The sequence below is a fragment of the Pseudomonas sp. UYEF17 genome, assembly GCF_040546125.1.
In the GTDB taxonomy this organism is placed as follows: Bacteria; Pseudomonadota; Gammaproteobacteria; order Pseudomonadales; family Pseudomonadaceae; genus Aquipseudomonas; species Aquipseudomonas putida_Z.
On the sequence record NZ_JBEPNE010000003.1, the window covers coordinates 38751 to 60896 of the forward strand.

Below are 22146 nucleotides of genomic sequence, written 5' to 3' on the forward strand. Positions count from 1 at the left end.
CGGCTATCATACCCCGCTATTGCCCTTTATGCCGCATGGAGATCCGGATGCTTGCCTTTGCCCTGCCCTACACACTGCATGTCCTGGCCGCCCTGGTGTGGGTCGGCGGCATGTTCTTCGCCTGGCTGGTGCTGCGCCCGGCAACGGTTGCAGCCCTTGAGGGGCCTGCCCGGCTGCGCTTGTGGGTGGAAGTTTTCCGACGCTTCTTCGGTTGGGTCTGGCTGGCCGTGGCGATTTTGGCGATAAGTGGTATCGGCATGTTGCACATGCGCTTCAGCGGCTTCGAGACTGCACCGAAGTATGTGCAGGTGATGATCGGTGGAGGCATCGCCATGTTTGCCCTGTTCATGCGCATCCAGGCGTTGCTGCTGCCGGAGTTGAGGGCGGCGGTGCAGGCCGAGGACTGGCCGGCAGGTGCGGCAGTGCTGGGGCGGATTCGGCGGATGGTGGGGATCAACCTGCTGCTGGGCCTGGCGGTGGTAGCCGTGGCCAGTTCGCGGCTGATGCTCTGACAGGATCTGCTCGGCCCCTGTAGGAGCGGCCTTGTGTCGCGATGGGCTGCGCAGCAGCCCCAGGATTTCAGCGCCTTCGCACAAATTGCCGGGGCTGCTGCGCAGCCCATCGCGACACAAGGCCGCTCCTACAGGGGGCGCGGCAAGGCTTCAGAGGCGCTGCAGAATCAGCTCACCTGCAGCGCCGGCCAACCCAGGCTGGCCCGGCTGCCCCGGCCGGCCGTTGGCGCCGGCGTCTGTGCGGTACACCAGGCAACCCTTGCTAGCCCCGCCCTTGCCGGCCTTGCCTGCAGCCCCGGCCTTGCCCGGTGCGCCGCCGTCCAGGCGCACCACGATCCGTTCTTGCGGGAAGCCCTGCGGCACGCTCAGACGGATGCGCCCACCCGGCGCACCATCGTGCCCGTTGCCGCCGTCATCGCCATTGGCACCGCGGCTGGCCTGGCCCCAGGTGCAGCCACCGGCCTGGCCGTTGGCGCCATCGAGCCCCACGTACCCCGGCGCACCGGCACCGCCACGGGCATCGATGGCCAGGCGCTCGGCATCCACTTCAGCCAGTTTCAGGTCCAGGCTGCGGCCCGACCGGGCTCCCCGCTGGTAAGTACCCGCCGCTCCCGGCGCACTGAATTCGCTACCCTCACCCAGCCGCGCACTGCGCGCCTCGATCAGCAACGGGCTATCGGAAGGTGCAATGGCGATACGTGCATCGCGCCCCAACTCCAGTTGGTCGACCTTCAACTCAGCGAGCGTGGCAGGCAGCAGCAGGGTTGCGGCATCGGCGACACGCAACTGTGCCAGGTGCACGCTTGCCGACTTGTCGGGCAGGCGCAGCATGGAATTGGCAGCGACCTCCAGGCTTTCGGCCTGGGCCAGGGGAACGGACAACATGGCCAGCAACATCAGATTACGCATTTCGCGGCGCCTCCTGCACACGGGGGATGGACATGACATGGAAGATACCCGTCAACAGGATCTGCAGACGATCGAACCAGCGGTGGCTGCGGCCGCGCAGGCTGCCATTGAAGAACAGCACTTCGAGCAGGTGCAGGCCCAGCAAGGTGATGCCGGCGGCGTTGATCAGCAGATTGAAGGGCAAGGGTTGTGGCATCAACTGATTGAACAACACCACACCCCAGAAAGCGACTGTCAGGACCTTGCCCAAGCCCAGGATGAACTTCATATCCCGCCCCCCATGGATTGTTGTTATGTCGAGACGGCCCGTTCGAGCGGGCCGTGCGACCAACATTAACTGCAATGTCAGGACAGGCGCCAGCACCACTCAGTTGAGGTGCAGTTCCACCCGTCGGTTGCGAGCGCGGCCCTCCTCGCTTTCGTTGTCGGTGAGCGGTTCACTCTCGCCGCGCCCCTGGCTGGTGACCTTGCCCGCCTCCAGCCCCTGGCTGATCAGGTAAACGGCCACGCTGCTGGCGCGGCGTTCGGAAAGTGCCTGGTTGTAGCTGTCGGAGCCTACGTTGTCGGTATGCCCGATCACGCTTACTTTCGCCACCGTCGGTGAATCGAGCTTCGCCACCAGGCCTTGCAGGCGCTGCTGGGCCGCCGGGGTCAGCTCGGCGGAATCGAAGGCGAACATCACCGCGCCGTTGTCATCCAGGATGATCACCTCTGGCGACGGTTCAGGTTCAGTGGCAGGCGGCGATGCGGGGTACACCTTCAACGGGCAACCCATGTGGTCGACCGCAGTGTTGGCGGGGGTATCGGGGCAACGATCGCGGCGGTCGAAAATACCGTCGCCATCTTCGTCGCCATCCTGGGCGTAACAGATCAGGCCCCCGGCAATGGCGCCAAGGGCACCGCCGCCAGCCGCCCAGCTCGAACTTTCGATGGCGCCCAGGCCACCACCGACCAGGCCGCCGAGCAGGCTGCAGATGGGCCAGGTCCTTTGGTTGAGCGGCGCGCTGCCATCGCTGTGGGTGGCGCAGCCCGCGAGCAGGCTGGCAGCCACCAACAGCGGCAGCGCCGCCTTCGACGTCACACTCATGCTGAATGCTCCTGTGTCATTGGCCACGGACGGTTGACCGCCGTTGAAGGCGCGCCCGTGCCACTGCTCAAGGCACGGGCGCACGCCGCTCTACCGCTGGATCTTGATCTCGGTACGGCGGTTCATGGCGCGCCCATCAGCCGTGGCGTTGTCTGCCACCGGCTGGGTTTCACCGGCACCGACCACCGAAACGAAGCTGCTGCGTGGCACACCGCTCTCGACCAGGTAATCGGTCACCGAGTGGGCACGGCGCTCGGACAGTTTCTGGTTGTAGCTGTCGGAGCCGACGCTGTCGGTATGGCCGCTGACGCTCAGGCGGGCGGACGGCGCTTCCTGTTTCAGGCGCGTGGCAATGGTGTTGAGGCGCTCCTTGTCGCTGGCGGTCAGGCGCGCAGAGTCGAACTCGAAGTGCACATCGCGGATGACGATGACTTCTTCCTTCTGCACCACTACTTCCTCGACCACCGCGGCCGGCTCTGGCGGGCAGCCGTTGGCATCGACCTGCACACCGCGCGGGGTGCCTGGGCACTTGTCACGGCTGTCCGGCACGCCGTCGCCATCCTCGTCGCCATCGCCATGGGCCCAGCAATAGCCCGCCGCCAGGCCACCGCCCAGCAACGCGCCCCAACCAGCCCAGCTGGAGCTCTCGATGGCGCCCAGGGCAGCGCCGCTTACACCCCCGACGGCGGCACATTTCGGCCAGTCGGTCTTTTGCAAATCTGCACAACCAGTCAACACACTGGTGAGCAGAACCAGGGGTATCGCTGTGCGTACTATGCTCATTTCATTGCTTCTCCTAGGGGGAATCGGCATAAGGCCGATTTCAGGGAGTAAAGACCGAGCATCTGATCCCTGCCACCAATAAGCCACGACACAGTCACATGCCTCTTTGCCCGCACGCTGCGGCCCGCTAGTCTTGGACGACTTCAACGAGGATTGCCAATGACCGACGGTTTTTCCCAGCGCACCCCGCAGCAGGCCCTGGCGGCCCTGCTCGAGCGCTTCACCCCGCAACGCCTGCTGCTGGTGGGCACGCGCTTCCCGGCGCTGGACGCCTTCGCCCAGGCGCACCCACAGGTAACCATCGCCACGGCCGCCCCAGGCCCGCTGCCGGCCGAACTGGCAGCCCAGCGCTTTGACCTGGCGGTACTGGTGGACTGCCTGGAGCACCTGCCCAAACGCACCGGCCTGGAATTGCTCGGCGGCATTCGCAACCTCAATGCCAGCCGGGTCGCGGTGCTGGCCGACCTGGCCGCCTGTGGCTGGCAAGACACCGATTTCTTTGCCCTGGCCCTGTCGGCCAGCGAGAAATTCCGCCGTGACCAGCAGGTATTGAGCCTGTTCACCTATGATCTACATGACTACAAGCAGGTACCGGACTGGCTGAATGCCAAGTTCTGGGCCAACCCTGAAAACTTCGGCAAGTACTGGTGGTGATGATGAGTGTCTCGGTCTGCCCTTGTGGCAGTGGCAACCTGCTCGACGCCTGCTGCGGGCATTACCATGCCGGCACCCCGGCACCGGATGCCCAGGCGCTGATGCGCTCACGCTACAGCGCTTACGTGCTGGGCCTGGTCGACTATCTGGTGGCCACCACCCTGCCCGCCCAGCAAGCCGGCCTGGACCGTGCCGCCATGGCCGCCTGGAGCGCCCAGAGCACCTGGCTGGGCCTGGAGGTGGAGAGCGCAGAGGTGCTGGGCGGCCAGCCGGAGCACGGTTTTGTCACCTTCACTGCACGCTGGCACGACCAGGAGGGTGACCATCAGCACCGCGAGCGCTCGGCATTCGTCCAGCATGCCGGGCGCTGGTACTTCATCGACCCCACGGTCGGGCTCAAGGCCGGGCGCAACGACCCCTGCCCCTGCGCCAGCGGCCAGAAGTTCAAGAAATGCTGCAACAATTACCTACCAAAAGGTTGAGGTGGGTATATCCGCATTATGAGCAAGGTTTTTAGCTACATCCGATTTAGCAGTGCGAAGCAGTCAGCAGGCGACAGCTATGCCAGACAGGTGAAAGCCGCGAAGGCATTCTGTGACGAGCACGGCCTAGAACTGGCCGACTCTCGGGAATACCTGTTCTTCGACAAAGGACGATCAGCCTTCAAGGGTCGACATCTAGACGACACAGGTGAGCTAGCCCGATTCTTGGGCTATGTAGAAGACGGCACGATCCCAGCAGGCAGCTATTTAGTAGTGGAGTCGCTGGACCGCCTTTCACGTGAGCGAGTGAGAGACGCCCTTCCAAGGTTTCTTGACCTGCTAGCCAAGGGTATCAACGTCTACACCAGCGTAGACAAACGCCTGTACACCAAGGATTACAACGAACTAGATCTGATCATCTCGATCATCTCAATGTCACGTGCCCATGAGGAATCGGCAACCAAGGGTGGCCGGGTATCCTCTGCTTGGCGTGCGAAACAGAAGGAAGCTCGCACCACTGGCAAGCCACTGGGCAAGAATCGCCCGTTGTGGCTCGATGTGACACCAGATGGCTATGTGCTCAACCCTGGCAAAGCTGCCATTGTTCACCGCATCTTCGACCTATCCACCAAGGGCCACGGCTCCCGCATCATTGCAGCCACATTGAATCAGGAAGGCATACCCGCATTCAGTGCAGGACGTAAAAACTTCTCTGGTCTGTGGGGCTTCTCGACCGTGCGGCACATCCTCGATAGCCGCACAGTGCTGGGCGAGTACCAACCTCACATTTTCATTGATGGCAAACGAACTCCAGACGGCGAACCGATCAAGGACTACTTCCCCTCCGTAGTGACGGAGAATGAATTTTACCTAGCCCAAGCTGCCCGAACGTCTCGCAAGACACACAGCGTCACGAAGGCCACCACCAATTTCAATGTGCTAGCGGGCATCCTTAATTGTTACAAGTGCGGCTCAGCAATGCACCTCCAAGGCCAGCGTGGCCGTAAGTATTACAAGTGTTCCAAGACGACTAGAGGACTGTGTGACGCAGGGATCATCAGCGCCCCACGCACGGAGGAAGTTTTTAAAGAGATACTGACGAAGGTCGATAGCTTGTCCTTGGTACAGGATAGCTCTGGCAGCTTGCAGAAGTCCTTGCAGATCGTAGAAGGCCGCATAGCTTCGCTGAAGGCACGTCAGGACGATGCAGAGGCTTCACACGCTGAATTCCCATCCCGCATCACTGCGAAGCTGCTGCACGAGCTAGAAGCCGATATTGGCGCCCTTGAGTCAGAACGAACCGCTATCGCTGAACGGCTGGCATCTGACAAAGTGGTGAGCAAACATGACTTCTTCGAAAAGCTCGACCTTGTGTCATTTGAAGGCCGTGTGGCTGCCAACAACCTCATCAAGAGACTTGGCCTGTTCATTTTCGCTAGCAAGAATGGCAGGACAGATGAGACGTACTGGGTCAGCAAGAACAACGCCATTCCACTCCCATTCAGTGCAGAGACGCCAAACCTGCTTTTCTACCTGATGAACCGAGGTAATGAGATTCGATTTGAAGCAATGTATGACGAGTATGTTGACCTGCAAGTGGCCCAAGGCGAGCTAAACGAAGTGGAAGCTATCTTCGCCAAAACTGAATCTTGGGATGAGCTACCGCCAGAGCTTCTGGCAATGTGGAAGGCTCGTCATGGCATAACCGAATAAGATGCCTTTATCTACAGGAGCAGGACGCCAATCAAGGCGATGGTCGAGGCGTTGAGGCACATCGAATAACCCCGAATAACCTAGCAAAAACCTAGGTTAAACCTTGCTTCCCAAACGACGTTATCCAGACACCTCTCACGCTAGACTCAACGTTTTCGGGGCGAATGGATGCTCTGGACTAAGCGAAGCGCGTTCCTCACCATGAAAACCAGTTTTTAGAACGCGGCATCCGGAAATGTCAACCCATGAGGGGTTGCATTTCGTCCGGATTCGTGTAGTATTAGCTACCTGCCTGAGCGGGCAGAACAGATTACCGAAAACCTCTACGCGACCATGGTGTGAACAAATCACCGAAAATCGCCTAGAGGTTTTTAGTGCCCACGTTTTGGCTGACCACCACCTGACGGTCAATGCAGATCATGAGAATACCCCATGACCAACGCAAACGAAGCAACACCCACTTTGAGGTCGATGACATCGCATAACTGAATTCACACTCCGTAACGAGATGAACGATGAGCCGATGCCGACCAATGAGTCGGTATTTTTATGCCCATTTTTCAACTGAACGGAGGTAACAACATGCATCAACACAGCATCATCGACATCACCCGGACCATATTCGTAGCACCCTGCGTGGCTGGAATCCGCCTTGACTACAGCCTCGGGGAAGAACTGCCGCTGTTCGGACCACCGCTGGACCAGCCATTGACCTACGGCTTTGGCTACAACTCTGGGCGCCGCCGTAAGGCCATGGATATGCCCTACTTCAAAACGGGCAAGGGCACGCCTTACAAGGCTTGGCATAACATGATGCGACGTGCGTACGGCCCCAATCAGGCTGCTGCTTATGAAGATTGCAGCGTCTGTAGAAAGTGGTGGGACTATCAGGAGTTCGCCGCGTGGTACTCCGTGCAGCCACACGCATTCGAGGCAGATGGCGAGTTGGATAAAGACATTTTGGACCCTCTGAACACGATCTATTCGCCAGAGAACTGCACAGTAGTACCCAAGAGTGTCAATCTCATTTTCAAGGACTCTAGAGAACTGCGAGCAAAACTTCCGCGCGGCGTATACGTCCACTCCAGCGGATTGGGCTTCATTGCTCGGATTTCGAGGTATGCCAGTGTCACAGTCCTTGGCCACTTCAACACCCCTACTGAAGCCTTTGAAGCGTACAAGCAGGCAAGACAATCGTATGGACAAGAGTTGGCCGCGCTCTATGACGGGCTGATTGACGAGAGAGTCATTAGCAGGCTGAAGAACCTGTCGGCCCACATCCGCGACTGACCAACTTATGCAACCACCACCGCAGGCAAACGACCATGCCTGCGGAGGACCAATCAACAAACCAATCGGCAATACCCGAGGTAACGCCTATCGAAAATGAACTGAACAAGGAGGACATCCATGCCGTACCCGCTCGCCCTGAATACGCCCACCACCACTGAACCCACCCCTGCCACCAATCTGCTCTCCCAAGCGGAGCTGGAAGCATTGAATGCGCGAATCTCGGCCAACGCTGATAAGTGGCTGGCAGAAAATGCACCGAAAACCAAGAGCAAGACCGAACGCAAGCTCAAGAGCAATCGTGGCGCTAAGCCCAAAGTGGTTGAGAATCCATTCTACGGCTTCATTGGCTGCACAACGTATTGGGGGCGCTACCCAGCGTTTGCGATGGACATCATCGAAGGCATCGCTCGACTTGACTGGCACAATCGTCCACTGGGGGTCGGCGGCAAGTCCATGCCTCTGTCTGTCCGCCATCTTGTCGTGATTTTGGAAAGCCTCCCAGCCGTGACCAACGAAGCTGTTGAAGATTTGCTGCAACTGAGAGAGCGACATGCCCGGCGTTACGTCAAGGCGATTGAGTTGATCATTCCATGGATGATGAAGAGTCGTCCTCAGTCCCTCATCAACGAGATGGAAGGAATCGAGCCTGAACCGAAACCTTGTGAGTGGGAAGATTGGGATGAGGCACGCACACCGAGCGCTGAAGAACTGGCAAAGCTGCACTACGACCTTCGTACCTTGACCGAATACAGGACGGCAGAAGAGTACGAGGCGGAATACCCAACTCATCCGATCACTGCCACTGTCGTAACGCTCCCGGCTCGCCATCAGCACCAGCGACAGAACCCCAAGAGGCAGGACGTGATGAGGATGCTCGCACAAGGCATGGCGGTTAAGGCCATTGAACGGGACACCGGCGTATCGGCAAAGACCATCAGAAAGTGGCGTGACGAGATACAGACTGTGCAGGATGAGTTGCAGGTCGCGTAAGCGGCCTTCTCACAGGGGGGGGAGTAATACGGCCGCATGTATCATAGAAGCACTTAAATGCGGAGCATTGGTCTGTACAACACTCCATTCGAGGCATGACACAGTACCTACAACAGACGCATCGCCACGATACTGGATCAGTGCACAATCCAATCCAATGGCATCTGCACACATCGCTTTTGACCTTGATGCTCTTGGAATGCGGAGCATGGTGGGTAGTCCATGTAAGCGACGCTTACAGATTGATCCCACTGAAAGGAAGGGTGGATGAATGATATACAATATCATCCACCAAATCTGAAGGCTAAGCGCCTTTGGTGCAAACAGCCAAGCGAAGCTAAAGCAGATACCACCGTTAGCTCTCGCTAACCACCGTTCTTGCACCAATAATCAAGATCAAAGGCCAAAGCTAGATTTGTGATGATTTGTTATTAGTGCTCTGTTCGACCGTCAGGTCAGTGGTGGCCCACATCTACAACATGAACTATTGAAAGCTCACCGTTTTCGGTGCAAACGCCCCATGAACAAGCTGGGTCTACACTGATACTCTCAGCACCGACTAGGACAGACCTCATGGACGAACGCAACTCAATCACTGCTGACACATTGGAACTGCTGGCGCTCAACCAGCATGCCCTGAGAGCTGGCCTTGAAGAATTGTCACTCTGGATCAAGCAACGAGGATCAACCAACGTTCATGACAACGTACTGACCATCCTCGCTACGCTAGACACCAATGCTCAAGCGATCAGCACAGGCATCGAATCGCTCCGCTCCTGATCTGTATCCGCTACCGACGATACGAGGCTTCAGCGATAACTCACCTATCGACCGATTCGATCGGCAACAATCCGCAAGCAACGTGTCCGCAATTCATCCCGATCAAAACCGAAATGAGCTTGGCGATGGGCATTCGCAGATAAAGCTATAACGTTGTCAACCGTATCGGAACCGCCCTCTGAAAGAGGAACGATGTGATGAGTTTCCAAATAGACACCTCCACTCACCACCGGGAATCCCGGAACCCCTGTTAGTTCGCAGACACCTCCTGAACGCTCCAACACTCGCCGACGAACGCTTGGGTCACGATAACGTTGTATGCCGTTATGGCTATATGTTCTCGGCCTCTCATTAGTATCAAACTGATCTACAACGGGAGGATCGCTCGCAACACCGACATCCAACTGGATAGGAGCTTCTTCAAACCCTGTCGACTTAGCAACAATACTCACTGGATTACGGTTACCGCGTACCAGCACGAACGCCCCTGTATCATCCTCGAAAGACTCGACAAACCACGCCTGTTCATCCAATTGGCGTCCAGTCGCTCGGTCGTGCTTCGCTCTTTCATCTTCCTTCTCACGCTCACGAACAGGTCCTGTCACGATTACTACCCGCACAGGAGTCGAATTCATGTAAGCCAGTTGGACTGTAGTGCTGAAATGTTGTGCACGATTGATCCGTGGGTCTTTGATCGTCCGATTTCGATTCTTAGGGTCTTTTTCAAGCTGCTGGCTCAAAGAATCGGCATATGCTCTCAGATTTTCTGAAAAGCAAACCCGTCCTTGGCTGTCGATATGTAGCCCTTCCCACCAAACACACAACAGCAGGATGCTTCTGTCGTCGCTACGGAAAGACCATTCATAACAATAGCCACCATTTGATTGTGGCAGGGCTACTGGTTGCCCGTCCGCTTTCCTGTAGCTCCATGCCGTAACATCAATCCCTGCACTCTGAACGCAATCAATGATCATCCACTTGCCGGTTGGTCGAAGCGCTTCCAGCTCAATGCCCATTCTGTATCTCCTGTAAATTCGGCGCCTGATCAAGCGCGATGATAGCAGGACAGCATCAAACCACATGTAGGCGCCATTCCCCCGGATAGCCGTTTTGACTATAGGTCAGCGAGTACAGGCAAACGGCACCACACGGGCGTACCGAATAACTCTATAGACAACCCTAACGAGCACACCTATAATCGGTACACCCAAAACGGCACAAGGCATCAGCCACCATGTTCATCCGTGCATACCTTCGAGCTTCGACCGACTCCCAAGACGCCAGCCGTGCCAAAAGCGCTCTCGTTCAGTTCGCTGCTGACAATGGTCACAAGATCGCCGCTTTCTACACAGAGAACGAATCAGGGACCAAACTCCATCGCCCAGAACTGTTTCGTTTGCTGGACGACAGTCATGATGGTGATGTGCTGCTGATCGAGCAGGTAGACAGGCTGTCCCGCCTCTCTCCTGATGACTGGGCAAGCCTGAAAGCCATTATCGCAGCGAAGAAGGTCACAGTGGTGTCGCTCGACTTGGCTACCAGCCATGCAGCATTGACGCCGACCCAAGGTCAAGATGACTTCACCAAGGGCATGATCAACGCCGTCAACGGGATGCTGCTCGATATGCTTGCAGTGGTTGCACGAAAGGACTATGACGACCGTCGACGCCGTCAGGCAGAGGGTATCAAGAAAGCCAAGGACAGAGATGCGTACAAAGGCCGACAGGTGGATCAGGCACTTCATAACCGCATCAAGGAATGCCTCGATGCAGGCAAGAGCATCCGCAAGACTGCCGAGATTGTCGGCTGTGCAGTATCTACGGTGCAACGAGTAAAGTCAGCTTAACACCTCTAGCACCGGCCACGCCTCTGTGACTCGGATCAGGGGCTGACACCCTGCCACTACAACTTATTTCCAAAACAAGAACGATTGCTATCTGCTGCCTCGCACTTGGCTTAGCACCTCGGGCGATACAGTCGATTATCTTTTCCGCTCAAGCAAATCCAACCAGAGCACTAAGAGTTCAGCTCTCTACCCCTGCCATGGAAATGATTATCGTCATCAACCTTATTCCTCCGCATGTCAAATCCGAATTATTCTAAATCTGTACTCACCAGTACAGAACTTTCCCTCCAACGTAAACTGAAACGACTCCTGCAAAATGTATTGATGAAACATCTTGCATCTAACCATTAGCGTGGCTATTACTAAGATCTCAGCAGGGAGGGGGATGGCAAAATGCAACCAAGATTCGTTATCGTTCCAGCTGTACCGATAGAAAATGAATCGTTCCAAGTGGGTAACAGGTTCTATGCCGCGACGACCTCAGGCGGCTTCGACATCTACGACAACCAAGAGAAAGTGCGAATAAAGCGCGGTTTTTCAAGCAGATCGGCAGGCGAATCAGAGTGCAAGAAAATGAATTCGGAATGTCGCAATCCTGCTGAGTTGTTCCCTGTATTGCGTGCAGACTGATGCCCAACGGGAGAGACCGCACCATGAACTCATCTATGGATAAGAATGATTTGTGTTATATCCTCGCCGCTCTTTCAGCAGCCACAATGTTCATTTGCATTGCGTATGGCCTATCTGAGGCTCACTTGATATGGGCAATCATACGTCACTCTTAGAATGGCTACTGATAATCACAGGGTCGCTTTTGGGGACAGGCATGGCAGTTGCAATAATGGACTGGCTTCTCTGATGTTTCGCCCTAGCAGACTCCTTCAAACACTATGCGGAGGCGCCATCATGGCTCGTGTATTCTCCAACGCCAAACAAGCGAAACGATACAGCGATAGAGAGCGTACTACCATGATCGCCAAGTTTCGTGCATCTGGCATGACCATTAGTAATTTTTGCAAGCAGGATGACACACCTTCTTATCAAGTTTTGAAAGCTTGGATAAGCGAGCTCACACTCAACCCACAAAGCAAGGCCAACACCTCTACAAGCAACATCAACATGATGGAACTCAATGACGAGACATTAAATCATTCTAGAGAGCACTGCATTGAGCTTATGCACGAAAGACTGGAAAATCTTCAACTCCAACTTTTAACCATCAAGCATGAAGTTATGAAACTTGAACAAGCCAACCTATAACATCTCATTCTTTAGGAGCAGGCGTTTCAATTCGAAAACGCCTACCCTCCGCATTCCTTGAGGTTATGCACCTTTGAGCTTGCAAGCCTGGATAAATTTATCCGTTTCACGAGTGGAGCCACTTACAGGTGCGGTGCCCGACCATTTGGCGTTAAACTCATCTGATTGGAGCCCGAGCAAAATCTGCGACTTGGCATTACGCAGCTCTGTCAAAACTTTCAAAATCTCGTCTTTCTCGAACGTAATGTATTGAACATACTCGGTATTACGCTGACCGCTACTAGCGACGAAACGATGAACCTCACCGCCATCGACTTTAACAAGCAGATTCCAAGCTGAGCTCGGGCGACCGTCCTGCCACTTCTCCTTCTGAAGAAGTGCAAGTGAAAGTCCATCCGAATTGCAGTCTACCGCTACCGATTGAAAAGGACTGATATATCCCAGCATCATGGCCGTCTTACCGCCACTGAAAATGTCGTCTTGCGTGGTCGTTATCCAGTCAGCGTTAGCGAATGAAGACATAACAAAACCACACATTCCTACAACTGCTGCCATCCTTGCTTTCATATCACGACCTCAATAGGAGTTTTGTCAATTTTATCCACGCCAAGGGCATTTTGCCACCACGACTCACTGGAACACGGCCGTCCTTCTCTTGGGCTGGACTACACTCCGCGAGAGAGCCCACTTCAGGGCATGGAGCATTAAGGGTGCAAAATGACTCAACGCTTTGGTAGTGTATTGTTGCATAAGATCAAGAAATGCTGCGCCAGTTACGTGGGTAGCTGAACATGATCGCCCGCACCCGCCCGCTGCTGCTCGCCACCCTGATGGCATGCCTGGCACTGCTGGCGGGCTGCGCCAGCTGGGGCAGTGACGACTGGCGCGAACCCGAGGTGCACCTGGTCGAGGTGGAGACGGTCAAGGCCAGGTTGCTGGAGCAGGAGTTCGTGCTGCATCTGCGAATCGACAACCCCAATGACAGCCGCCTGTTCATCCGCAACCTGTCGTATGCCATACGCCTCAACGACCTGTTGCTGGTGCAGGATGAAACCAGCGTGTGGCGCAGTGTCGGCGGGCATGCCCAGCGTACTTTCAAGATCACCGCGCGGACCAACCTGTGGCAGCACCTGAAACCACTGGCGAAGCTGCTGAAAAGCGAACAACCGCTGCACTACAGCCTGCAGGGCGAGCTGGCGACCGGGTTGCTCATCCATCGGGACCTGCACTTGTCGCGCAGTGGTGAGATAATCCCCGGCGATTACAAACCGGAGTAACCCTGCAATGTCCCAGCAACCCCACGTTCATGGCCCTGACTGCAACCACGATCATGATCACCACCACGATCATGGCCATGTACACGGCCCGCACTGCAACCACGGCCACCAGGAGCCGGTACGCAACGCCCTGAAGGACGTTGGCCGTAACGACCCGTGCCCGTGCGGTAGCCAGAAAAAGTTCAAGAAGTGCCACGGCGCCTGACCTGAACAGCTCTTGCGCGTCCCTGCCACGGGCCGCGCAGTGGGTAGCCGGGGCCTAGCTGGCCCTGGCAGGCCCTGAAACCTTGCGCTGCAGCACCCCTGCGGTGGCCATGAGCAGCACGATGCACAGGGCCATGCAGATGGCATTGGTGCCATCCCAACCGACCGTGCCCAGCAACAGCGAGGGGCTGAATGCGCCAATGGTCGCGAACACCGCGATGGCCAGATCGTTCTTCCCCTGCATCTGCATCGCTGCCGGGCTGTTTTGCAGCGTCTGCGCCAACAGAGCCCCACCGCCCACGTAGGTCAGGTTCCAACCCAGGCCCAGGGCTATCAGTGACAAGGTCATCATCGCGTAGCTGTGCGACCACATGTTCATGGCCGTGCAACCGATCAGCAGGCCCAGGCCGAGACAGATGGTGGCCCGGATGCCGAGCTTGTGGATGATGGCGCCGGTGAAGAACGACGGCGCGAACATGGCAATCACATGCCATTGAATCGCCAGGCGAACGTCGGAAAAGTCCTCATGCATGTGTTTCATGTGCATGGACGCCTGGATCATCAGCAAATTCATGATCCCGTAGCCCAGCGCGGCCACTGCCATGGCCACGGCAACCACCGGGCTCAGCGGCTCGGCGGTCGTGCCAACCGGTTTCGCTGCACGGTCGTTACTGGCGGTGCCGGTATCGCCGGGCAGGCAGGCCGCTGTCAGCAACGACATCACCGCCAAGCCGACAAAAGCGGCGTAGCACAGTGAAAACAGCGGATACCCACCAACGTCCCTCAGCCACTCGGTGAGCGCCGGCCCGACCACGGCGGCGATCACCCCACCGGCCACCACCAGGGAAAGCGCTTTGGGCTTCAGGTTCTGGGCCAGATTGTCGGTGGCCGCGAAGCGGTTGAAGTTGGCAAACGCAATGTAGATGCCCAATGCCGAATGGCTGATCACCAGCATCGGGAACTGCTGGTACTGCACCGCCAGGTAACCACTGATGCCAGACACCGCCAAAGGGATCGAGCCCAGCATGAAGGCGCGCTTGCGGCCAATACGGCTCATCAGCCTGGAGACCGGATAGGTGGCCAGCATCAGGCAGAGGAACTGGAAACCATAGGGCACGGTGGACCACGTGGCGGCAGGCGCCAGCGCCGCCCCGACAATGGCCGCCATGGTCACGGACATGACCGCAGTCGTCAGGTTGATCGATTGCGCGGTGAAATACAGGTACGTGCGCCGCGGAAGTGTGCTCGACATAGCGTGTGCTCACGGTTGGTGGACGGGTCGATTTCGGTATTGGGAAAGATGCCGACAGGTGCATGGTCGCATCTGCCGCGCCCTGAAATTCGAACAGTCGACGCGCTTTCCGGTTAACTGTTAGGCTGTTTTTTCTAACAGCTGCTGGACCCGCCATGCGCCCGCACAGCCTTCATGACCAGTTGAAACAGCGCCTCGAAGCCGGCGAATGGCTGCCCGGCCAGCGCATGCCGTCCATCCGCAAGCTGACGGCGGCGGTTGGCTGCAGCTACCACGATGTCGTCTCCAGCTATGCCCGGCTGGTCAGCGAAGGTGTGTTGACTGCCATTCCTGGCCGCGGCTACTTCGTCGCCAGCCACACACGGCAAACCGGCGCAGTGGATGCGCCCGCAGGCATGGCCGGCGACCCACTGTTCAAGCTGCTGCAGGGGGGCCAGCACTACATCAAACTGGGCAGCGGCTGGCTGCCACCCGCCTGGCGTGACACCGAGCTGCTGGCCAAGGCGATTCGGCGCACGGCGCGGCTGGAGCAGAGCTCGCTGGCGGAATATGGCGACATCCAGGGCTACCTGCCCATGCGCAAACAGCTGTGCGTGCACCTGAAACGCCTGACCCGTGTCGATGCCCGGCCAAGCCAGTTGCTGACTACACTGGGCGCCACACAAGCGCTGGACCTGGTGGCGCGGTTGTTGATCAAGCCAGGCGATCACGTGTTCGTCGACGAGCCCGGCAACGGCAACCTGATCAAGCTGATCCAGTTGGCCGGCGGCCACGTGGTCGGGGTGCGCCGAACCCAGGACGGACCAAGCGTGGAAGACATGCAGGAGCACCTGGCCAGGCACAAGGTCAAGGCGTTCTTCTGCAACAGCACCTTCCACAACCCGACCGGCGGCAACATCAGCCCGCACAATGCCTTCAGCGTCCTGCGCCTGGCGGTGGAACACGACTTCTTCGTGGTCGAGGACGATGTCTACGGCGACTTCAGCCCGGGTGTGCGCCAGACCTTTGCCGAACTGGACAACCTTGAGCGGGTCATCTACATCGGCAGCTTCTCGAAATGCCTGTCCGCTTCATTGCGCGTGGGCTACATCGCCTGCTCGGCAGAGCTGATAGAGCCGCTGACGCGCCTGAAGCTGCTGACCTGCGTGGCGGTGCCGGCGTTTTGCGAACGCTTCGTCAACACCATCTTGTCCGACGGCACCTATGCCCGGCACATGCAAGACCTGCAGCAGCGCCTGATCCGGCAGCAGGCGCAGACCCAGCAGTTGTTGCGGGCGCGTGGCTGGCAGTTCGACATAACGCCCCAAGGCGGCATGTTCCTGTGGGTCTACCACCCCGAACTGGCCGACCTGCAGCCTTTCATGCGTCGCCTGGAACAGCACAAGGTGCTATTGATGCCAGGCTCGTCCTTCGCCGTCAGCCGTAACTATCAACGCCTTGCTCGCATCAATTGCACGCACTTTTCCGACGCCGTGGCCGAACATTTCAAGGTTTGAGTGCCTGTCCTGATTTTTGAGGTGGTGCGCAAATCGAGCGCCGCCCGCGCGGCGCTTCGCAGCACAAGGCTGCTCCTACATCTGTTTCGGGCCAGTCACGCCTGTGCCAGTGCACGCGACCGCCTTGTTCGTACAACGCGATATCGAGCCATGCGCCAAAGTGTTCGCGCACAAACCTCACAGGAATAATTGGCCCGAAACAGATGTAGGAGCAGCCTTGTGCTGCGAAGCGCCGCGCGGGCGGCGCTCGATCTCACAGGCCCACACAACCCACGCCAGGCACAAAAAATAAACCGCCCAGGGACCTTGCACGGCGCCTGCGCGCTCACTACCTTAGCGCCTTTCGAAACCCGCCACGCCTTGCAGGAGCCCTTGTCATGGCCGCCTCCGCCTTTCCCCCATTCCGCCCGCGGTTCGCAACCGCTGCCACGCTGCTCGGCATGCTCGGGCTGGCCGGCTGCCAGACGGGCGGCTACCAGGGCAGCGTGCCACCGACCAGCGGCGTGCAGCCGCTCAAGGGCCTGGCGCAGAACGTCTCGGTACGGCGCAACGCAATGGGCGCACCACTGATCGAAAGCAGCAGCTTCCATGACGCCCTGTTCAGCCTGGGCTATGTGCATGCCGGCGACCGCATCGAGCAGATGGTCGCCATGCGCCTGCTGGCCCAGGGCCGCCTGGCCGAACTGGCCGGCAGCGACGCGCTGGACATCGACCGCCTGATGCGCGCGGCCAACCTCAAACAGAGCGCCGCCCAGCAGTACGCCGACGCCTCGCCAAGGCTCAAGCGCTTCTTCGAAGTGTATGCACGCGGGGTCAACGCTTACCTGTTCCGCTACCGCGACAAGCTGCCCGCCGGCCTGGCCAGCAGTGGCTACCGCCCCGAATACTGGAAGCCCGAGGACTCGGCGCTGATCTTCAGCCTGTATGCGTTCAGCCAGTCGGTGAACCTGCAGGAAGAACTGAGCGCCCTGACCCTGGCGCAGAAAGCCGGCAGCGACAAGCTGGCCTGGCTGCTGCCCGGTGCCCCGGACGAGCCGTTGGCCGAAGCCGAAGTGGACAAGCTCAAGGGCCTGAACCTGGCCAGCCAGTTGTCGGGGCTGCCGGCCCTGGCAGCTGCCAGCCAGAAGCTGGCCGACCTCGACCTTCTGGGCAGCCCGGGCTCGGCCAACCTGGCCCTGGCGCCGCAGCGCAGCCGCAGCGGCAAGAGCCTGCTGGCCAGCGACAGCCGAGCCGCCTGGGCCCTGAGCCCGGTACAGATCCACACCGGCAAGTACCAGGTCGCCGGCCTGTCGTTGCCCGGCCTGCCAATCGTGCTGGCCGGCTACAACGGCAAGCTGGCCTGGAGCAGCAGCGCGGTCATGGCCGACAACCAGGACCTGTACCTGGAGCAACTGCGCCACCAGGGCAGCCAGCTGAGCTACCTGGCCGAAGGCAAATGGCTGCCGGCCCGCGCCCGTAGCGAAACCTTCTTCGTCCGCGGCCAGCGCCCGCTGCGCGAGGTGATGTACGACACCCGCCACGGCACCCTGCTGGCCCAGCCAGGCAATGCCAGCCTGGGCCTGGCGCTGAACCTGCCACAGTTCAAGGGCGACCGCAGCCTGGATGCGCTGTTCGACCTGACCCGTGCCAAGAGCGTGGAGCGTGCCTTCGACAGCACCCGTGAAGTGACCGCCGCCGCCCTCAACTTCGTCTTCGCCGAACCCGAGCACATCGGCTGGCAAGTCAGTGGCCGCTACCCCAACCGCCGCGAAGGCCAGGGCCTGCTGCCCTCGCCGGGCTGGGACGGGCGCTACGACTGGGACGGCTATGCCGACCCGATGCTGCACCCTTACGACCAGGACCCGCCCGCCGGCTGGATCGGCCACGCCAACCAGCGCAGCCTGCCGCGTGGCTATGGCATGCAGCTGTCCAGCACCTGGTACTACCCCGAGCGCGCCGAGCGCCTGGCCCAGCTGGCCGGCAATGGCCGCCACGACAGCCGCAGCCTGATGGCCCTGCAGAACGACCAGACCACCCTGCTGGCCGACAAGCTCAAGCAGATGTTCGACGCCCCGGGCATGGCCCAGCCGCTCAAGCAGGCGATCGACGCCCTGCCCGCCGCACAGCGCGACAAGGCCAGCGACGCGCTGGCCCGGATCAAGGCCTTCGATGGCCGCCTGAGCCCGGTATCGGCCGATGCCGCACTGTACGAACTGTTCCTCCAGGAAGTGGCCCGGCAAACCTTCCTCGACGACCTGGGCCCGGAATCCGGCCCGGCCTGGCAGGCTTTCGTCAGCAATGCGAGATCGTCGTTCTCGGCGCAGGCCGACCACCTGCTGGGCCGCGACGACAGCCCGTTCTGGGATGACCGCAGCACGCCGCAGACAGAAGACAAGCCGGCCATTCTCGCCCGCAGCCTGGCGGGCGCGGTGGATGCCGGCACCGCGCAACTGGGCGCCGACCGCCGCGCCTGGCAGTGGGGCAAGCTGCACCAATACCGCTGGCCTGCACCGGCCTACCATGGTCTGGGCGACGCCCTCGGCCGCTCGCCGCTGGCTGCCGGTGGCGACTTCACCACCCTGGCCCTGACGCCATACACCTGGGGCAGCGACTTCGACACCCGCCTGCCGGCCTCGGCGCGGATGATCGTCGACTTCGGCCAGGCCGAGCCATTGCAGGTGCTGACCAGCAGCGGGCAATCCGGCAACCCGGCCAGCACGCATTACAGCGACGGGCTGGATGCCTGGTTCAAAGGGCGCTTCATGAGCCTGCCACTGCAGCAGCAGAACTTCGGGCGGGCGTATGGCAACCAGCGTTTGACGTTGGTGCCTGGGAAATAAACAATGGTGCCTTTGTTGGGGCCACTTTGTGCCCCAACCATCTCCAGTCGAACTTCCCGCACCTACCATGGTTCCTAACTGGTAACTCCAAGCCAGCGCCCATGCCATGGACCTCGTCATCGCCCGCCCCGAAGGCCTGTACTGTCCGCCCGGTGATTTCTACATCGACCCCTGGCGGCCAGTGGAGCGTGCCGTCATCACCCACGGCCACGGCGACCATGCCCGCGTCGGCAACCGCCATTACCTCACCGCCGCCCCAGGCGCCGGCATCCTGCGCAGCCGCCTGGGCCAGGACATCGACCTGCAAACCCTGCCGTACGGCGAACGCCTGCTGCACCATGGCGTAACTCTGAGCCTGCACCCGGCCGGGCATGTACTGGGCTCGGCGCAAGTGCGCCTGGAGTACCAGGGCGAGGTCTGGGTCGCCTCCGGCGACTACAAAGTGGAACCCGACGGCACCTGCACGCCGTTCGAACCGGTGCGCTGCCACACGTTCATCACCGAATCGACCTTCGGCCTGCCCATCTACCGTTGGCCCAGCCAGGGCGAGATCTTCACCGGCATCAATACCTGGTGGCGCGCCAATAGCGAACACGGCAAAGCCAGCGTGCTGTTCTGCTATGCCTTCGGCAAGGCCCAGCGAATCCTCCATGGGCTGGACGCCAACATTGGTCCTGTCCTCGTGCATGGCGCTGTCGAACCACTCAACCGGGTGTACCGGGACGCTGGCGTCTACCTTCCGCAAACCCGCTATGTCGGCGATATCCCACGCAACGACCCGCTGCTGCGCCAGGCACTGGTCCTGGCACCGCCTTCGGCGGGTGGCAGCAGCTGGATGCGCCGTTTCGGCGACTACAGCGATGCCTTTGCCAGTGGCTGGATGCTGTTGCGCGGCACCCGCCGCCGGCGCGGGGTAGACCGAGGTTTCGTGCTCTCGGACCATGCCGATTGGCCGGGGTTGCTCTGGGCCATCGGCCAGACTGGCGCAGAACGCGTGATGGTCACCCATGGCTCGGTCAATGTGCTGGTGCGCTACCTTATCGAACAAGGCCTCGATGCCCGCGCCTTCGTGACCGAGTACGGCGAGGAAGATGACGTGGTAGCTGCGGAGCCAGACGCATGAAGGCATTCGCCGAGCTGTACCTGAGGCTGGATGCGACCACCTCCAGCACTGCAAAGCTCACGGCGCTACGCGACTACTTCAGCACCGCCCCGGCTGTGGATGCCGCCTGGGCGGTGTACTTCCTGGCAGGTGGCCGCCCTCGCCAACTGGTGCCTACACGCGTGCTGCGGGAGCTGGCTGGCAGGTTGGCGGGGCTGCCTGACTGGCTGTTCGAGGAATGCTACCAGGCCGTTGGCGACCTGGCCGAAACCATCTCCCTGCTGGTACCGGAAAGCCACCACCCTGGCGACGACGGCCTCGCCCGCTGGGTCGAAGCCCATCTGTTGCCATTGCGTGGCCTGCCGGTCGAGGAGATCCAGCAACGCCTGCCGCCTCTTTGGGCGCAGTTGGACCGCCCCAGCCTGATGCTCTGCCTGAAACTCATCACTGGCAGCTTTCGCGTGGGGGTATCGAAGCTGTTGGTCACTCGCGCCCTCGCGCAACTGGCCGGGCTGGATGCCAAACGCGTGGCCCAGCGCCTGGTTGGCTACACCGACATCAGCCACCGCCCGACGGCAGCCAGCTATCAACGGCTGATAGCCCCGGAATCAGACGATGAACATAGCCAGCGTGGCGGCCAGCCCTACCCGTTTTTTCTGGCCCACCCCCTGCAGGTACCAACCGAACAGCTCGATGCACTGCTCGGGCCGCCAAGCGAATGGCAGATCGAATGGAAATGGGATGGCATTCGCGCCCAGGTGGTCAAGCGCGAAGGCCAACTGTGGGTCTGGTCACGCGGTGAGGAACTGGTCACCGAACGCTTCCCCGAATTGCACAGCCTGGCGCAGACGCTACCCGACGGTGTCGTGCTCGATGGCGAGATCCTGGTGTGGAAACCCGGCGGCTCAGCGGCTGAACTGGCTGTACAACCCTTTGCCATGTTGCAGCAGCGCCTGGGTCGCAAGACCTTGGGCAAGAAGCTGCTGAGCGACGCGCCGGTCGTGCTGCAAGCCTACGACCTGCTGGAATGGCAAGGCGAGGACTGGCGCAGCCGGCCGCAGCATGCACGCCGCCAACAGCTGGAACACGTGCTTGAGCAGCACCCATTGGCCCCGGTGTTGCTCTCACCTCTACTCGAAGGCCGGGACTGGGCCGACCTTGCCTGCCAGCGCGAACATTCCCGCAGCCTGGGGGTGGAAGGGCTGATGCTGAAACAGCGCGAGGCGTTGTATGGCGTGGGGCGCACCAAGGACATGGGCACCTGGTGGAAGTGGAAGATCGACCCGTTCAGCGTCGATGCCGTGCTGATCTACGCCCAGCGCGGCCACGGCCGGCGGGCCAGCTTGTACAGCGACTACACCTTCGCCGTGTGGGACGCGCCAGCCGGTACGCCGGGGCGGGCACTGGTCCCCTTTGCCAAGGCCTATTCAGGGCTCAGTGACGAAGAGATGCGCAAGGTCGACGCCATCATCCGCAAGACCACGGTTGAAACCTTCGGGCCGGTACGCAGCGTGACGCCGACGCTGGTGTTCGAGCTTGGCTTCGAGGGCATCGCGCTGTCCAGGAGGCACAAGAGCGGCATTGCCGTGCGCTTTCCGCGGATGCTGCGCTGGCGGCTGGACAAGCCAGTGGAAGAAGCGGATGACCTGGCTACATTGCAGGCGCTGCTGGCCTGAAACAATTTCTG

Annotated in this window: 23 protein-coding genes; 16 read left to right on the plus strand and 7 right to left on the minus strand. The window is 59.8% G+C overall.

The features are described from left to right. Positions 1-47 precede the first annotated feature (47 nt). A complete protein-coding gene (locus tag ABIB24_RS05550; RefSeq protein WP_003258897.1) occupies positions 48-512 on the plus strand; it encodes a CopD family protein in 465 nt (154 codons plus the stop codon). 150 nt (positions 513-662) lie between these two features. On the opposite strand, the gene ABIB24_RS05555 is transcribed toward ABIB24_RS05550, so the two are convergent. The 4 genes from ABIB24_RS05555 to ABIB24_RS05570 all read right to left on the minus strand — a co-directional run bounded on the left by ABIB24_RS05555 (position 663) and on the right by ABIB24_RS05570 (position 3291). Beyond that, positions 663-1421 carry a collagen-like protein gene (locus ABIB24_RS05555; protein ID WP_354316196.1) on the minus strand — a complete coding sequence of 253 codons (759 nt, stop codon included), beginning with the start codon at positions 1419-1421 and terminating at the stop codon, positions 663-665. Next, positions 1414-1689 (minus strand): DUF1145 domain-containing protein, encoded by a 276-nt coding sequence (locus ABIB24_RS05560; protein ID WP_025340369.1) that lies wholly within the window; start codon positions 1687-1689, stop codon positions 1414-1416. Before ABIB24_RS05560 ends, ABIB24_RS05555 begins: the two co-directional genes overlap by 8 nt. Positions 1690-1788: 99 nt before the next feature. Then, positions 1789-2508 carry a PA1041 family peptidoglycan-binding anchor lipoprotein gene (locus ABIB24_RS05565; protein ID WP_025340370.1) on the minus strand — a complete coding sequence of 240 codons (720 nt, stop codon included), beginning with the start codon at positions 2506-2508 and terminating at the stop codon, positions 1789-1791. Positions 2509-2598: 90 nt separating this feature from the next. Beyond that, positions 2599-3291 (minus strand): PA1041 family peptidoglycan-binding anchor lipoprotein, encoded by a 693-nt coding sequence (locus tag ABIB24_RS05570; RefSeq protein WP_354316197.1) that lies wholly within the window; start codon positions 3289-3291, stop codon positions 2599-2601. A 159-nt stretch (positions 3292-3450) separates the two neighbouring features. Between ABIB24_RS05570 and ABIB24_RS05575 the strand changes: the two genes are divergently transcribed. The 6 genes from ABIB24_RS05575 (at position 3451) to ABIB24_RS05600 (ending at position 9203) form a co-directional block, all read left to right on the plus strand. Continuing rightward, positions 3451-3945 carry a DUF6231 family protein gene (locus ABIB24_RS05575; RefSeq protein WP_025340372.1) on the plus strand — a complete coding sequence of 165 codons (495 nt, stop codon included), beginning with the start codon at positions 3451-3453 and terminating at the stop codon, positions 3943-3945. A 2-nt stretch (positions 3946-3947) separates the two neighbouring features. Continuing rightward, positions 3948-4427, plus strand: a complete 480-nt coding sequence (locus ABIB24_RS05580; RefSeq protein WP_024087648.1) for a YchJ family protein — start codon at positions 3948-3950, stop codon at positions 4425-4427. An 18-nt stretch (positions 4428-4445) separates the two neighbouring features. Further along, a complete protein-coding gene (locus ABIB24_RS05585) occupies positions 4446-6140 on the plus strand; it encodes a recombinase family protein (RefSeq protein WP_354316198.1) in 1695 nt (564 codons plus the stop codon). Between the two features lie 582 nt (positions 6141-6722). Continuing rightward, positions 6723-7430, plus strand: a complete 708-nt coding sequence (locus ABIB24_RS05590) for a hypothetical protein (RefSeq protein WP_354316199.1) — start codon at positions 6723-6725, stop codon at positions 7428-7430. A gap of 120 nt (positions 7431-7550) precedes the next feature. Further along, a complete protein-coding gene (locus tag ABIB24_RS05595; RefSeq protein ID WP_354316200.1) occupies positions 7551-8423 on the plus strand; it encodes a helix-turn-helix domain-containing protein in 873 nt (290 codons plus the stop codon). A gap of 573 nt (positions 8424-8996) precedes the next feature. Next, positions 8997-9203, plus strand: coding sequence for a hypothetical protein (locus ABIB24_RS05600; protein WP_354316201.1), 207 nt, complete (start codon positions 8997-8999; stop codon positions 9201-9203). A 44-nt stretch (positions 9204-9247) separates the two neighbouring features. Here the strand turns inward: ABIB24_RS05600 and ABIB24_RS05605 are convergent, their stop codons facing one another. After that, entirely contained in the window at positions 9248-10219 is a 972-nt protein-coding gene (locus tag ABIB24_RS05605) for an HNH endonuclease (protein ID WP_354316202.1), read from the minus strand. Between the two features lie 218 nt (positions 10220-10437). On the opposite strand from ABIB24_RS05605, the gene ABIB24_RS05610 reads away from it, so the two are divergent. From ABIB24_RS05610 to ABIB24_RS05620, 3 genes are all read left to right on the plus strand, one after another. Then, positions 10438-11049 (plus strand): recombinase family protein, encoded by a 612-nt coding sequence (locus tag ABIB24_RS05610; RefSeq protein ID WP_354316203.1) that lies wholly within the window; start codon positions 10438-10440, stop codon positions 11047-11049. Positions 11050-11442: 393 nt separating this feature from the next. After that, positions 11443-11679, plus strand: a complete 237-nt coding sequence (locus ABIB24_RS05615) for a hypothetical protein (protein ID WP_354316204.1) — start codon at positions 11443-11445, stop codon at positions 11677-11679. Between the two features lie 276 nt (positions 11680-11955). Then, the gene (locus tag ABIB24_RS05620; RefSeq protein ID WP_354316205.1) at positions 11956-12309 is read left to right on the plus strand and encodes a hypothetical protein; all 354 of its coding nucleotides are present in this window, start codon (positions 11956-11958) and stop codon (positions 12307-12309) included. Between the two features lie 63 nt (positions 12310-12372). Here the strand turns inward: ABIB24_RS05620 and ABIB24_RS05625 are convergent, their stop codons facing one another. After that, positions 12373-12876, minus strand: coding sequence for a hypothetical protein (locus tag ABIB24_RS05625; protein ID WP_354316206.1), 504 nt, complete (start codon positions 12874-12876; stop codon positions 12373-12375). Between the two features lie 224 nt (positions 12877-13100). Here ABIB24_RS05625 and ABIB24_RS05630 point away from each other — a divergent pair, with 224 nt between their 5' ends. Next, on the plus strand, positions 13101-13586 hold the full coding sequence (locus ABIB24_RS05630) for an LEA/WHy family protein (protein ID WP_137164712.1): 486 nt from the start codon (positions 13101-13103) through the stop codon (positions 13584-13586). Between the two features lie 7 nt (positions 13587-13593). Next, on the plus strand, positions 13594-13791 hold the full coding sequence (locus tag ABIB24_RS05635) for an SEC-C metal-binding domain-containing protein (RefSeq protein ID WP_003258907.1): 198 nt from the start codon (positions 13594-13596) through the stop codon (positions 13789-13791). A 54-nt stretch (positions 13792-13845) separates the two neighbouring features. Here the strand turns inward: ABIB24_RS05635 and ABIB24_RS05640 are convergent, their stop codons facing one another. Beyond that, a complete protein-coding gene (locus ABIB24_RS05640; protein WP_354316207.1) occupies positions 13846-15042 on the minus strand; it encodes an MFS transporter in 1197 nt (398 codons plus the stop codon). A gap of 155 nt (positions 15043-15197) precedes the next feature. On the opposite strand from ABIB24_RS05640, the gene ABIB24_RS05645 reads away from it, so the two are divergent. From ABIB24_RS05645 to ABIB24_RS05660, 4 genes are all read left to right on the plus strand, one after another. Continuing rightward, positions 15198-16538 (plus strand): aminotransferase-like domain-containing protein, encoded by a 1341-nt coding sequence (locus ABIB24_RS05645; RefSeq protein WP_354316208.1) that lies wholly within the window; start codon positions 15198-15200, stop codon positions 16536-16538. Between the two features lie 377 nt (positions 16539-16915). Further along, on the plus strand, positions 16916-19357 hold the full coding sequence (locus tag ABIB24_RS05650) for a penicillin acylase family protein (RefSeq protein ID WP_354316209.1): 2442 nt from the start codon (positions 16916-16918) through the stop codon (positions 19355-19357). A gap of 106 nt (positions 19358-19463) precedes the next feature. Continuing rightward, positions 19464-20480, plus strand: a complete 1017-nt coding sequence (locus ABIB24_RS05655) for a ligase-associated DNA damage response exonuclease (RefSeq protein WP_274079430.1) — start codon at positions 19464-19466, stop codon at positions 20478-20480. Then, positions 20477-22135, plus strand: coding sequence for an ATP-dependent DNA ligase (locus tag ABIB24_RS05660; protein ID WP_274079429.1), 1659 nt, complete (start codon positions 20477-20479; stop codon positions 22133-22135). The genes ABIB24_RS05655 and ABIB24_RS05660 overlap by 4 nt, the downstream gene beginning before the upstream one ends. Positions 22136-22146 lie beyond the last annotated feature (11 nt).